Here is a 13,943-nt window from a genome sequence, read left to right as displayed (position 1 = left end):
TAAAGGAGAAGAACATGGATGAGAACCGGTTGAATGATCTAATTAAAGAAGTAAAGGAGATTGTAAGAGATCAAGTTGATTTTAATAAAGACCCAACTGATGATGAAATTGAGGGAGCAATTGAAGAAATAGTGTTTGATAAGTCAAGGGATACAAACTTAGGGTTAGATGAAAAGTATCAAACTATTCAAAGAGTTTTTAATGATATGAGACGCCTTGATATACTGCAGCCGATTTTAGAGGATCCATCTGTTACAGAAATTATGGTTAATGGAACTTCAGATATATTTGTTGAGAAGGAAGGAAAAACCCATCGATTAGATACTAAATTTATAAGTCAGAAAAAGCTTGAGGATATAATACAAACTATTGTAGCAAAGGTTAATCGTGCTGTTAATGAAGCTTCTCCTATAGTTGATGCGAGGCTAAATGATGGGTCAAGGGTAAATATTGTCCTACCACCAATTGCATTAAATGGGCCTATACTTACAATTAGAAGGTTTCCTGAGAAGCCTATATCTATGGAGCAGCTGATAGAATACGGTTCAATAAGTCAAGAGGCAACAAAGCTTCTGAAAAGTCTTGTTAAAGGAAAATATAACATATTTATATGTGGTGGTACAGGGTCAGGAAAGACTACATTTTTAAATGCACTTTCAAATTTTATTCCTATTGATGAAAGAATAATAACCATTGAAGACTCTGCAGAGCTTCAAATTACTAATGTGATTAACTTAGTAAGATTAGAAACTAGAAATGCTAATACCGAGGGCAAAGGAACCATTTCAATAAGGGATCTGATAAAGGCTTCATTAAGAATGCGCCCAGATAGAATAATTGTAGGTGAAGTAAGGGGAAGTGAAGCAATTGATATGCTACAAGCCATGAATACTGGCCATGATGGGTCATTGTCTACGGGACACGGTAATTCCAACAGAGACATGCTTAGTAGAATTGAAACAATGGTGCTGAGTGGGGCACAGTTACCAATCGAAGCCATTAGGCAACAAATTGCATCAGCTATTGATATTATTATTCATCTAGGAAGAATGAGGGACAAGTCTAGAAAAGTGCTGGAAATTAGTGAGGTGGTTGGTTATCACAAGGGTGAAATATTACTTAATCCACTATATCACTTTAAAGAAGCAGTAGAAGCTTCATCTGACAGATTAGAAGGCTCATTGGTGTCTACCGGAAATGGGTTAAAGAATAGTGAAAAGCTTAAATTAGCTGGATTACCTTTATTATGGGAGTGAATTATATGTTAGTAAGAAATATAATTGTTTTCTTGATTTTTATTTCATTAGTGTTTCTAGTAATCCTATTATTAAAAGATAAGCTAACATTAAATACATCCTCTCATCTAACTAATAAAGGTATCGTTGATTATGACGATTATGTTATGACAAAAAATGAGTACTTAATGTATATATTCAGCGCTGCAATCCTTCTTTTTATAATCGGCTATATTTTTTATCAACACTTTTATACTGCCCTGCTGTTGACTCCTTTTTCTGTTATATATCCAAAGTATAAAAGAAAAGAAATCATACAAAATAGAAGACTTCAGTTATTAAACCAATTTAAAGAGGCAATGTATGGAATTTCATCTTCCCTTTCAGTTGGTAAATCACTTGAAACAGCAATTAAAGATTCCTTAGGTGATTTGGAAATTATGTATGATGATCCTGATACATTAATCATTAGGGAACTAACTATTGTAGTAAGGCGATTGGAATTAAATGATACAGTTGAAGAAGCCATAGCAGACCTTGCTGCCAGATCGAAGCTGGATGACATTCGTAACTTTTCGGAGGTGCTTAATACATGTAAAAGAGCAGGTGGTAATCTAATTGAGGTAATGGGAACTACAGCTAAAACCATTGGAGAAAAGATTTATTTTACTCAGGAACTAAACTTAATGGTGGCTCAAAGGAAATTTGATCAAAAAATTCTAAGTATTACACCCTTTGCATTGATTATCACTTTATCTATAGTTGCTAAGGACTATATGGAGCCGGTTTTTACAACTATAATTGGAAGGATTGTAATGACTGTAGCATTTGTCATGATAGTAGCTGCATTAATAATATCAAAAAGAATTATGAATATAGAGGTGTAGAGAATGATATTTTTCTTTTTATTCATACATGTATGTACATTTTTTATGTTATATATTTTATCAAGAAATAAATATGAGGAATTTACTGCACTGACAAACTCTACAGAATATCCATTAAGAAAACTATTACCGGTAGGCTTGCTTATATTAGATTGTGTAAACTATAAGTTTAGAGGCTCTTATGATAAAAGGTTATTCAATAACTTTATTGAGTTATATGGTGTTAAGAAGGGACGATCTTTTCAAAGAATTCATTGGGCTAATATAATTACAATTATGTTAATTGAAGGAATAGTAATTTGCTTTTATGGAATGGTGTTAGGAATCGAAACTATTACATTAACACATTTATTATTATACTTTGCTATTTTGTTCTTAACTGCATATGGGTTAGGGAATGAAATCAAAATCAAAATTAGAAGACGGCATATTCTGTTGAAGCTTGATTTTACCGAATTTGTAAACAAAATCGCTTTGTTGATTGATGCTGGCTTAACTGTATCAGCAGCTTTAGAACGCATTGCTACGGATTCAAACATAGAAAGACCCCTATATAAGGAGATTAATGAAACTCTAATGGAAATACAAGGGGGAAAGGCGGAAATGGAGGCCTTTGAAAATTTTGCCCATAGATGTAGAGTCCCTGAGGTTTTTAAATTTGTAGCTATACTTTTGCAGACTATTAAAAAAGGTAATTCTCAGATGGCTTCTATGCTAAGGCTTCTTTCAAATGAATGTTGGATTATGAGAAGAAACACAGCTAAAACACTAGGGGAAGAGGCATCGACGAAGCTCTTATTTCCTATGATGATGATATTATGTGCTATTTTGATAATTGTTTTAACACCTGCTGTTTTAGCTTTATATAGTATGTAAATAAGTGTCGGTGTTGAAGGGGGGTGACGTTTTGTTAAAGCTTTTATCAAGATTAATATATGAAGAGGACGGATTAGGAACAGTAGAATTGGTTCTTCTTTTGGCAATTCTTGTAGGACTTGCATTAATGTTTAGAAAAGCAATAGTCGAGTTTGTACGTAATATATTAGCTAACATAACTAGTAATGAGATAGATCCAAAGGAAATTGAATCAACAATTTAGTACCCTATTGATAGGAAGCATATGCTTTGTTCATATGCTTCCTAAGGCTATTGAAGGTGAAAATAATTATTCAAAAAAAAGCTGTTAAAGAGGATTGAAGATATATGACTAAGGATTGTAATAAAAGGGGCAGCATGACGGTTGAACTTGCACTACTATTACCTTTAATATTGTACTTGATATTATCTATAGTTTATATTCTTTTATTGCTATACCAATATGCATATTTACAAGCATCACTAAACTCTATTGTAGCAGACGGAGCTACTGCCTGGGGAAAAATAAAGACCTCGTCAAGCCCTAGTAATTCAATGAATAAAGAAGAAATCAATCAACTTTTAAGGGCGGGCTACATAGAAAAAAAATATCTAAATAGCCACCTATATTGGAGATTTGGGATATTTGATGACAAATTGGAAAAGAAGGAGTTTATTAAGGAATATGTTTTAGAAGCCCTTGATGGACATCAATTGTTGAAGGCGAAGGATAAAATAGTTGATGTAGAATTCAAGGACTATTTTGTATATAAAAAATTGATTGTTAACATTTCCTATACCTATGAAACTCCAATATACTTACCAAAAAGTCTTTTTAAGTTAAATAATGGATATAAAATTAATCTTCAGGCAGAATCGGTTTTAATTGATGCACCGGAGACAATAAGAAACACAGACTTTGTACTAGATCTTATGGATAGCTATGAGACTACATCTATAGTAAAAGAAAAGTACTTTAATTTGATAAATGACGCCAGTAATAAGATTAGGGAATTTATAAATCAGGGGGATAGTGATGAAAGATAACTGCCAAAGAGGAGCCATTACCGTTTTCTTAAGTATAGTGTTAATGATATTTATAATTCTTGCTGGTGTTATAGTAGATGGAGTCAGATTAAGAATAAGTGAGGTTCAGGTAAAACGCTCATCAAGACTATCATTACAATCGGTATTGGCAGGCTATAATTCAAACCTAAAGGAAGATTATGGACTATTTGCTTTAGATTATGATAATGAGATACAACTAAAGGATGCTTTTATGTATTATATGCAAAAAAATCTTAGTATTACAGAAGATATTCCAAGCATTGAGTTTTATCTGGATAACGATGAGGATATTTCCTATTGGGATATTTACGATTATACAATTGAAAAAATTTCCTTAACACCTGTGTACTCGTTAAATGATGATGAAATAATAAGAAATCAAATACTGGAGCACATGAAGTTACGAGGTCCACAAAAAATAGTAGATGAATTTCTCCACAAGCTTTTTGAATTCAACAAGTATCAAAAATCAGTAACAGCCTTTAAAAAAAAGCTTGATATAGAAGAAGAGCTGTATCAACTAGCTGTGCTACAAGATAATCTGGAAACAGTAGTTTCCCAAGCTAATAAATTTAATAGTGGACACCTTAAAGATAGTTCAAATATTCTTATCAGCAATATTAAAGATATATATAAATATCAAAAACAGCAAGAAAGCCTATTACAAGAATTAGACTCCCTTAGAAGGAATCAAACTGAGGAAGATACTGAAAATATCAATAGATTAATGCTTAAATTGTATGAAATAGATACCAGTATTGGTATTTTAGTAAACGAAATTATAGGTTTACAGAAGGAAATCGGCAATACAGTAACCAATTTCTTAGCAGTAAATAGAGAAGCATTAGCACTAGTAGATTTAATAGAGATTAAGAGCAAAAAAATAATCATTCTTATTGATGAATTAGAAGGGGAAATTGATGATGAAGAAAGTGATATAAATAATGAACTTAAAAAAGATGTTGAGAAATTTAAGAGAATTATTAATAAAAAAGAAGTGGAGGAAGTTGTAGATTTAGCAAAAGAAAATATAGCTCATCTAGAAGAAGCTAAAGCTGCTATTGAAGAAGCAGACATCCAAACAAATAGCTTAAGTATAGATACTATAAAGATAATTGAGGATAAAATTAACGAATTTCAAGGGCATGTAGCGCAATATAAAACCATGAATTATTCTAAACCCAAAGTAGATGAATTAGATGAAGATGGTATTGAAATAGTTGATGACAGGAAAACAATTGCAGTTGAGACGAAAAAATTTTTAAAGGACAAACAAAATATTATAACAAAAAAAATTGATGATTCAGTATTTCAAAGCTTACCTTCAAAAGGCAAAAATATCACACTTGAAGATGATGACGTGGAATTTGATACTGATAAAGGAAAAAACGGCTTTGCATTTGTAAGCTTCGATTTCTTAAGTACCTTGATGTTTAATAGCAGCAAAAATGGATTCATTGATATACGAGACGAAGCATATATCAATGAATATATAATAGGAACCTTTAAAAGCTACGTTTCAGACAAAGATAACTTTACTAGAGATCTTAGGAACATAAATAAAGCATCAAGAAAAGCCTTCTTTGATTATGAAGTGGAATACATATTATATGGCTCTCAATCTCAAGCAGAGAATATATTGAAGGCCAAAAGAGATATTTTAGCAATACGATTTGTATTTAATGTATTAAATGTATATCAATCACCTGAACTTGTAAAAAAGGCAACAGTTATTGCCTCAAGCATCGCACCATTACTGGGGGGTGCTTCTATGCCATTAATTAAAACACTTATTCTGTGTGGATGGGCAATGGTATATTCGATAGAGGATGTAATAGATTTAATGCAGGGAAAAGAAGTTAACCTCTTTAGAAAGAATAAAACTATTAAATTTAACTATGAAGATTATTTAAGAATATTGCTGTTGAGGCCAGGAATGAAAAAAATGAAATTGGATCGAACTAAGGATCTAATTCAAATTAATTTAAGTGAAATTCATGAGGAAAATTTCACCATAGAGAATCTATTTACATTTGTAAGTGTTGATATAGTTTATTCCATTAAATATTTATTTATTAATAACCCATTACTTATGGAGAATAATGAATCAGTTAAGAATAGATATTTTAATAAAATACAGCTATGGCATGGATATTAAGAGGAGATTAGGATGAGTTGGAGAGACTTAAGGAAAAAAGGATCAATTACTGTTGAAGCTGCTATAGTACTACCATTTTTTATAAGTATAATTTTAACTATAGGCTTTATATCAAGAACATTATACCTACATGAATTAATTCAGCATGGTATAACTGAAACAGCCAATGAAGTTGCTTCAATAGGTTACATTTATCATAAAAGTGGTATACGAGATTTACAAAAAGATCTAGAGGATGGATTAGCCGAAAAGTCTGAACCTATTAAAGAACATATAAATACAGTCCGACAATCCTATGATAATATTACTGAAACACAAAAAAGTATAGTTAATATAATTCAAGGAACTCAAATATCTGCTAATGATACTGTAGAGCAACTGAAGGAGGGATCATTGCATAACCCAATTGAAGAATTAAACAGTCTCATTGGATTAGTTGGTGAAGTGATATGGAATAAAGGAAAAACAGATTTAGAAAGGCTTCTTATCCAACAACTAATTAATAAGCACTTAATAACAAATAAGCAAAATGATATTAACAAAAGGCTTATAGCATTAGGTGTCATCGATGGATGGAAGGGGCTAGATTTCCAGAGATCTACCTTTTTCAACAGAAATGACGAAATAAATATAATTGTTACCTATAAAATAAATACATTTCCTTTAAGAATAATTAAAGAGATTCCTATAATGCAAAGAGTAACCGTTAGGGCTTGGATGGGTGGAGGGAAGCTAATTTCGTCAGAAGCAGAAAACAGTATTTCTTATGAAAGTAATATTCCACAAGATTTGGTAGATGAGGTAATTGAGGCAGGCTTTGACATTTGGAGCTTACCTGTACTTGAAAGGGGAAGGGCAATTAAGGAAATATTAAATAGAAACTTAGATCAGCAATTTCCTATAATTGACCACTTTGAAAATCGGACGGTAGAAAGCATAAGAAGTCATGATACTAGACTTATCAGTAATACAGATAGAGGCTTGTTTTATCAAATAACTTCAGATATAAGAAGATTGGATGACTTTACAGAAAGAACATACAAGGGTATTACAATAAAACCAGAGGATTATGATAATAAACTATTGACGATTGTTATTCCAGATATAGATCTTAGTGATGAGCAGATAAAAAGCCTACGAGATGCTAAATATTACGGATTAGAAAGAAACATTACCATTAGAATATTTATTATGAAGTAATGGAGGGCTTAATGAAAAAATATAATATTTTAATTTTAATACTGATTTCAATTTTAGCCATTATTAAGATAGCACTAAATAATGGCATTAACGCTATTTCAATTGCTTATAGCTCACTGATTATTCTATTGTGTATAGCGGCTTGTTTTGATATGAAAACTTGGATTATTCCTGATAAGCTGATTGTTGTAGCTATTGGACTAGGATTAATAGCAAAAGCTTTTAGAAATGATATTACTTTTTTGAATATCATATTAGGGGGACTGCTTGCCGGAGGAATAATATTCACCATCCAGTATATATCAAAAGGTAGTATTGGCCTGGGAGATGCAAAGCTATTTGCTTGCATTGGTGTATTCCTTGGAGTATGGAATACTATTGTAGCTATGCTATTAGCTACTATTTTCAGTGGAATGATAGGCTTGCTTCTATTAATAATTGGAAAAGCCAGTCGTAAAAGCATAATGCCCTTTGCCCCATTTATTTTAGTCTCTACTATTATTACTATACTCTATCAGTAGTGTGAAAGGATGATTAAAATGACTATAATAAAAGAAAAATTTCAGATAAATTATGAGACTAATTCAAATGGAAGCTATTTAGTGTTAAAAATGTTGGCGGCAGAAAAGGTAATTAGACATCAAATAGAAATACTCTCAAGTAATGAATATTCAAAAATTTTACCTGTTAATTTAAATCAAAAGGATGGAAGCCTATATATTTTTTATAATATTACTTCAAGACAAAAGCTTTCTCAAATATTAGAAAGAAGGAAGTTAAAAAAATTAGAGTTTATTGATATTTTAATAGGTATATGTAGAACAGTTACTCAAAGTAGTAATTATCTATTATTTTATAGTAACTTTTTAATACATGAAGAGTATATTTATGTTAATCCATCAGATCTTGATATATCCTTGGTATATATGCCATTTGAAGTTGATAAAGAAAGCTTTAATTCTGATTTTATTAAGCTAGTTAATAAGCTTATAATTCATATTGATACAAAGGATGATATTAATGATGACTTCATTCAACAGGTGTTAATACAGTTAAGCAGTGAAAATTTCAATTTCAGTACATTTTTGAAACATTTAAAGGAGACCAGGTTGTCGGATGCAAATAAAATAAATCCTCCATTAAATAAAATTCTGCACCAAGAAAACATTCTAAAACTACAAGAAAAAAAGTATAAAGAAAAATTTAGTAGTGAAGCTCCCCATAATATATTGAATGATAAAGCTGAAGCTATTGGCAAAGTACTATTTAAAAATAAGACCAAAAAGGAGAATGGATTATCTTTGAAAAACAAGCTTATGGCTATAATAGTACAAGTGCTACTAATTTCTTCGATTGCTCTCCTTCTATTAGAATCAAATATTATACTAAATGAAGAGGGATTGTTTGATTTTACCGCTTTAATGGGATCTTTAATAGTTGCTGGAGTAATAGATTACTTAGTTATGAAAAAAATAATTTTTGCAGACAACATAATAACAGAAAAGAGAATCTCTTTAAATAATGATAAAAAAGCAAATGAAGTTGAAGTTGATTATAAAGAGAAAAATAATTTTAAAAACAGAATAGAAAAGCTTCACCCAATAAACATAAACAAACAAGAAATCTCCAATTGCTCAGAATTTAGTAACCTATCAAAGAAAGCACTTACTAACAAAAATGCTGACAATAATCTCGACACAATGATTATTTCAATAGAGGAAGAAAAAGAAGCATTTCTTGAATGTGTGAAGGATGGACTTGCAGAAAAAACTGTCATAGATACAAAGAAGTTTATTGTTGGCAAGCTTATTGATCATGTGGATTTTGTTATTTCTAGTAGGGCTGTAAGTAGAATTCATGCAGAAATATTCTTTCGTGAAGATGAATACTACTTACTGGATCTTAATTCAAAAAATGGAACCTTCGTTAATGGTAAACAAATTAGTAGCAATAAGCCCTATAAAATTAATGATAATGATACTATTAATTTTGCTGATAGAGAATATAGATTTACCAGAGCTTTTTAATATAATAATCTAAATAAATGGAGATAAATATGCGTAAAAGAAAATTTTTGGTTACTGCATGTAGTCAGCAAGGGTATGTAAAAAAAACCAATCAAGACCAAATTCTTATTAAGATAGGTGAAGATATAACTGGTGAAATGGGATTGTTTATTGTAGCTGATGGAATGGGAGGACTAAGTAAAGGAGAGCTGGCCAGTCAAATGGCTATTGAAATATTTAAGGATTGGTGGGCACAGCGACTAACGATATTATTAAAAAATTATTGTCAGACAATGGTTTGTAATGAGCTGCTAGACATATTTAGTGTTATTAATAGAAGGATAAATGAATATGCCAGAAAGGTAAATATACAAATGGGTACTACATTGTCTGCTTTATTTATCTATCAGGATGATTTTATAATTACACATATTGGAGACAGTAGATTATATCAGATAACTGATGGATCTCTAAGTCAGTTGACGCAAGACCATTCATGGGTAGCCGAACAAGTTGAGTTGGGCCGTATAAGTGAAAAAGAAGCAAAAGTTCACTCCAAAAGAAATTTATTAACTCAAAGCATGGGTGTGAACAAGGAAGTAAGACCTTATCAAAAAAAAGGAAAACTAAAAACTAATGGTATAATTTTAGTATGTAGCGACGGATTTTATAAAGACTTAGATGATAATGAAATGGAGTTTGTTTTTAGAGAACATAAGAATAATATTGATGCAATAATATCAGAGGTTATCGAAATTATCCTTAGTAGAGGAGCTACAGATAATTTTTCTGCAATTATAGTATCATATTTCTACGCATAATATTTCTGTCATTTCTATTGATTATTTTCTTATAATCAAATTCTAATTATTATAAATTATAATAGGTAAACAATTTTATCTAATAATGTAAAAAGAGAGTATTTATCTTATATATTGAGAAAAAGGTGTAAGAATTTACAGACAATTTAATATGTGGTATTATAGTTTTATGTATAAACTATATATTTCCAATGATTTACTATCCACTTCATGTTTAAATAGTTTAGCATCAAACATTTTATGGGGGAATGCTTTTATGAAGGGAAATGATGAAAACCATAGTAATTTATTTATATTTTTAATACTTCTACTATTTGTTCTCATTCCTTTATCAGCATGTGCAAATCCCAAAGTTATAAGTGCAGATTTAAATTATTGGAAGGAAGAAATAAATACAGAAGAAATAGTATTTTCATTTGAAAAGCTAGAGGGAGAAAACCAACGAGTTTTAAGACTAGAACCTGAAAAGGAATATCTGATTGAATATGAGTTAAGATTTGATAGGGGACTATTTGATGTTTTCATTACCGATAGTGATGGTGAAGTGCTATTTTTCAGGTTAGGTACTGAGGAAATAAAGAAAAATTTATTACTTGAGTTGGAAGGGAATGTTAATCTACATATGATTGGTGGAACTGTTAAATTAAAGGCTACCGATGAAGTATTTAATATTATTGTAAAGGGAGATGGGGAAGCAGCTGGTTATTTGAAAATCAACTGGATTGAAGTTAATTAGCAAAATACTAAATTGAGGGGGATATCCATTGGGAAAAATCGCATTTTTTATTTATGATGATATGGCAGACTTTGAAATAACCTTTGCCGCCCATTTGTTAGGCACTAATGGTTATGAAATAGTAACCATCGCATATGAAGATAAGCTTATCAGAAATAAAACTGGGGTACAATACAAGCCTCTAAAACAGGTTAAGGATATAATTAATGAAGATATAGAGGGTTTAATAATTACGGGAGGCTGGAATGGTGAAATAAGGCCAGAATTAATGGACTTAATTCATAAAGTTAATAGCAAAGATAAGCTATTGGCAGCAATATGTGCAGGTCCAAGATATTTAGCTAAAGCAGGAATTCTTAACTCCTTTAAATACACTACTTCTATTTCAGAATGGACTGAAACTCATAATCAAAACTTTGGTGATGATAAAGACCCATTTCCTAGAGAAAACTATATTTTTGATAAAGTAATTAGAGATAGGAATGTTATCACGGCACAGGGAACAGCATTTATAGATTTTGCAGTAGAAATATGCGATTGGTTTAAACTGTTTAAAGATAATGAAGAAAAAGTAAGCTTTTTAAACTCTTTTAAAGGTATTGACTGTTAAATATCATCCATTTTGTATGGGCAGACGACTATGTCTGCCTTTTTATCTTTTTGCATTTGGTATAAAGATGGACTCTCCGTATTCATCTATTCCAAATTCGCCTATAAGCTGTTGCCCTTTTTCCGATAGAATCCAGTCTATAATTTGCTGACCATCAAAATTATTAATTTTATTATGCTTTTCTGGATTTACTGCTATAATCCCATACTGATTATATAATCTACTATCTCCTTCAATAATAATTTCCAAATCAGTTTTATCTCTTAATGTCAAGAATGTACCTCTGTCTACCAGGGCGTAGCCTTGCAGCTCATCTGTCATAAGGATTATCTGTCCCATTCCTTGCCCTGTTGATAAATACCAGTTTCCCTTTGGCACAAGATTAAGATCCCTCCAAAAGGTTAATTCTGCCTTATGGGTACCAGAATCATCACCCCTAGAAAGAAAGGTGGTCTGAGTTTCGTAAATTAGGTGTAAAGCCTTTAGAATATCACCCTTGGCTTGATTTCTTATATCAATAAAATCTGATTTTGGTCCTATTAACACAAAGTCGTTATACATTACATCAAAACGGTCTATACCATGACCATCTGAAACAAATACTTCCTCTGCTGCTTTTGAGTGTACAAGTAATATATCAACCTCGCCAGTTTCGCCTAGCTTTAAAGCTTGCCCTGTTCCAACAGAAATTACTTTAACATCTACCCCAGTATCTTCTTGAATATAGGGAATTAAAAAATCAATTAGTCCACTGTTTTCTGTACTAGTGGTGGTTGCAAGCATAACTGTGTTAGCACCATTTGCTACTTCCTCAGCAGTTGATATTTGGGAATTTACTGTTTTCATAAGTGCATAAGCAAGTAGTATTAAAAAGACTATAATTATTATAGGATACTTATATTTTTTCATTGCTACCTCCACCTCATAATTTATATACATAATACTTATAATAACTTGTGAGTTAAGTATATACTATCTATTTCTAAATAATGTGTCAATGTATTGTTTTTACAATTAGTTTAGCCAATTATTTAACAGCTAGTATTATAATTATTAAGAGCTTTTCACTTTTTTATATTATTAATATCTGATAAAATATAGTATAATATATCAGTTGGCAAGCATAATCAAATGAGGTGTGGTAATGGAGAATGAGAATGGCAGTAAAAGAGGAATAGGAATATTAGGAGGTACATTTGATCCTATTCATTTAGGACATCTATACATAGCTGAAGCTGTTAGGGAAGAACTATCACTTAAGGAAATTGTCTTTATTCCTACAGGTATGCCACCCCATAAGCTGCAATTAAAGGTCACAGACTCTTTTCACCGCTTAAAGATGGCACAAATAGCTACTAATTCTAATAATTATTTTTCTGTTACAGATATAGAAATTAATAGGCAAGGACCATCATTTACTATTGATACAATGTCTCTTTTACAGAAGGCTTATCCAAGTAGGACAAGACTATATTTTATCACTGGTGAAGATGCATTTTTGACCTTTGAAGATTGGAAATGTTATCAAACACTATTAAGTACTATTAGTTTTGTAATTGTTACGAGATTAGGTAATAGAGATAATGAGTTGAATAATAAGATTAATAATTTTAAAGAATTATATAATGCAGACATTACATGGCTTTCAATTCCAAGCTTAGAAATATCATCGACTGATATTCGTAGGAGAGTTAAGGAAGGAAAAAGCATTAAGTATCTTGTATCAGAAGGAGTTGAGCTCTATATTGAAAAAAAAGGACTTTACCGAGACTAACGATGTATTGATGGATACTTATTTATTAAATAATATTAAAGAAAACTTAAAGGAAGTTATATCTAACAAAAGATATATTCATACTATGGGAGTTGTAGATGCAGCCGTATATCTAGCAGAAAAATACGGTGAGAATTGTCATAAAGCAGCAATTGCCGCTGTGCTGCATGACTACGCAAAGGATTTTTCCGAAAAAGCCTTAAAGGAATATATTAAAGAGAATCAAATAAAGGTAGATGATATTCTTACTAAAGCATATCAGTTGCTCCATGGTAAAGTGGCGGCATCTATTGCTGAGAAGGATTATAATATTAGTGATAAAGATATATTAAATGCTATAGAAAATCATACGACTGGTAGAAAAAACATGAGTAAATTAGAAAAAATAATATATCTCTCGGATTTTATTGAGGTGGGGAGAAGCTACCCTGCTGTTGATGAGTTAAGGTTAATAGCAGAGGAAGACTTAGATAAAGCTGTTTTAAAAGCTTTAGATAATACAATTGTTTATGTTTTAAGCATTAATAAGCTGCTGCACCCCAATACCATTGAGGCGAGAAATGAAATATTAATGAACATTGAATAAAAATATG

The 13,943-nt window shown here is 31.0% G+C and carries 15 protein-coding genes; 14 read left to right on the top strand and 1 reads right to left on the bottom strand.

What is annotated here, in order from left to right; translation table 11 throughout:
* The first annotated feature begins 14 nt into the window (after positions 1–14).
* The 12 genes from BLP68_RS13075 to BLP68_RS13020 all read left to right on the top strand — a co-directional run bounded on the left by BLP68_RS13075 (position 15) and on the right by BLP68_RS13020 (position 11,576).
* Entirely contained in the window at positions 15–1,256 is a 1,242-nt protein-coding gene (locus tag BLP68_RS13075) for a TadA family conjugal transfer-associated ATPase (protein WP_091544384.1), read from the top strand.
* 5 nt (positions 1,257–1,261) lie between these two features.
* Positions 1,262–2,122: a type II secretion system F family protein gene (locus BLP68_RS13070; protein ID WP_242876988.1), complete on the top strand. Its 861-nt coding sequence runs from the start codon at positions 1,262–1,264 to the stop codon at positions 2,120–2,122.
* A 3-nt stretch (positions 2,123–2,125) separates the two neighbouring features.
* Positions 2,126–2,998: a type II secretion system F family protein gene (locus tag BLP68_RS13065; protein ID WP_091544381.1), complete on the top strand. Its 873-nt coding sequence runs from the start codon at positions 2,126–2,128 to the stop codon at positions 2,996–2,998.
* Between the two features lie 31 nt (positions 2,999–3,029).
* Positions 3,030–3,221 (top strand): Flp1 family type IVb pilin, encoded by a 192-nt coding sequence (locus tag BLP68_RS13060; protein WP_091544378.1) that lies wholly within the window; start codon positions 3,030–3,032, stop codon positions 3,219–3,221.
* Positions 3,222–3,325: 104 nt separating this feature from the next.
* Complete coding sequence (locus tag BLP68_RS13055; RefSeq protein ID WP_091544376.1) at positions 3,326–4,024, top strand: TadE/TadG family type IV pilus assembly protein; 699 nt, start codon at positions 3,326–3,328, stop codon at positions 4,022–4,024.
* Positions 4,014–6,203 (top strand): DUF5702 domain-containing protein, encoded by a 2,190-nt coding sequence (locus BLP68_RS13050; protein ID WP_091544375.1) that lies wholly within the window; start codon positions 4,014–4,016, stop codon positions 6,201–6,203. The genes BLP68_RS13055 and BLP68_RS13050 overlap by 11 nt, the downstream gene beginning before the upstream one ends.
* A gap of 12 nt (positions 6,204–6,215) precedes the next feature.
* Complete coding sequence (locus tag BLP68_RS13045; RefSeq protein ID WP_091544372.1) at positions 6,216–7,403, top strand: TadE/TadG family type IV pilus assembly protein; 1,188 nt, start codon at positions 6,216–6,218, stop codon at positions 7,401–7,403.
* A gap of 11 nt (positions 7,404–7,414) precedes the next feature.
* Positions 7,415–7,924 (top strand): prepilin peptidase, encoded by a 510-nt coding sequence (locus BLP68_RS13040; RefSeq protein WP_176759022.1) that lies wholly within the window; start codon positions 7,415–7,417, stop codon positions 7,922–7,924.
* 18 nt (positions 7,925–7,942) lie between these two features.
* Positions 7,943–9,430 carry a DUF6382 domain-containing protein gene (locus BLP68_RS13035; RefSeq protein ID WP_176759021.1) on the top strand — a complete coding sequence of 496 codons (1,488 nt, stop codon included), beginning with the start codon at positions 7,943–7,945 and terminating at the stop codon, positions 9,428–9,430.
* Between the two features lie 29 nt (positions 9,431–9,459).
* Positions 9,460–10,230 carry a PP2C family protein-serine/threonine phosphatase gene (locus BLP68_RS13030; RefSeq protein WP_176759020.1) on the top strand — a complete coding sequence of 257 codons (771 nt, stop codon included), beginning with the start codon at positions 9,460–9,462 and terminating at the stop codon, positions 10,228–10,230.
* A 256-nt stretch (positions 10,231–10,486) separates the two neighbouring features.
* On the top strand, positions 10,487–10,966 hold the full coding sequence (locus BLP68_RS13025) for a hypothetical protein (RefSeq protein WP_091544362.1): 480 nt from the start codon (positions 10,487–10,489) through the stop codon (positions 10,964–10,966).
* A 28-nt stretch (positions 10,967–10,994) separates the two neighbouring features.
* The gene (locus BLP68_RS13020; RefSeq protein WP_091544359.1) at positions 10,995–11,576 is read left to right on the top strand and encodes a DJ-1/PfpI family protein; all 582 of its coding nucleotides are present in this window, start codon (positions 10,995–10,997) and stop codon (positions 11,574–11,576) included.
* A gap of 42 nt (positions 11,577–11,618) precedes the next feature.
* Here the strand turns inward: BLP68_RS13020 and BLP68_RS13015 are convergent, their stop codons facing one another.
* On the bottom strand, positions 11,619–12,485 hold the full coding sequence (locus tag BLP68_RS13015; RefSeq protein WP_091544357.1) for an ABC transporter substrate-binding protein: 867 nt from the start codon (positions 12,483–12,485) through the stop codon (positions 11,619–11,621).
* A 235-nt stretch (positions 12,486–12,720) separates the two neighbouring features.
* Between BLP68_RS13015 and nadD the strand changes: the two genes are divergently transcribed.
* On the top strand, positions 12,721–13,350 hold the full coding sequence (gene nadD, locus BLP68_RS13010) for a nicotinate-nucleotide adenylyltransferase (RefSeq protein ID WP_091544354.1): 630 nt from the start codon (positions 12,721–12,723) through the stop codon (positions 13,348–13,350).
* Positions 13,322–13,936, top strand: a complete 615-nt coding sequence (gene yqeK, locus BLP68_RS13005; protein ID WP_242876987.1) for a bis(5'-nucleosyl)-tetraphosphatase (symmetrical) YqeK — start codon at positions 13,322–13,324, stop codon at positions 13,934–13,936. The genes nadD and yqeK overlap by 29 nt, the downstream gene beginning before the upstream one ends.
* Positions 13,937–13,943 lie beyond the last annotated feature (7 nt).

Source organism: Alkaliphilus peptidifermentans DSM 18978 (assembly GCF_900101495.1).
Lineage (GTDB): Bacteria > Bacillota > Clostridia > Peptostreptococcales > Natronincolaceae > Alkaliphilus_C > Alkaliphilus_C peptidifermentans.
The sequence above is the reverse complement of the archived record's forward strand: the minus strand, read 5'-3'. Positions and strand labels throughout refer to the sequence as shown.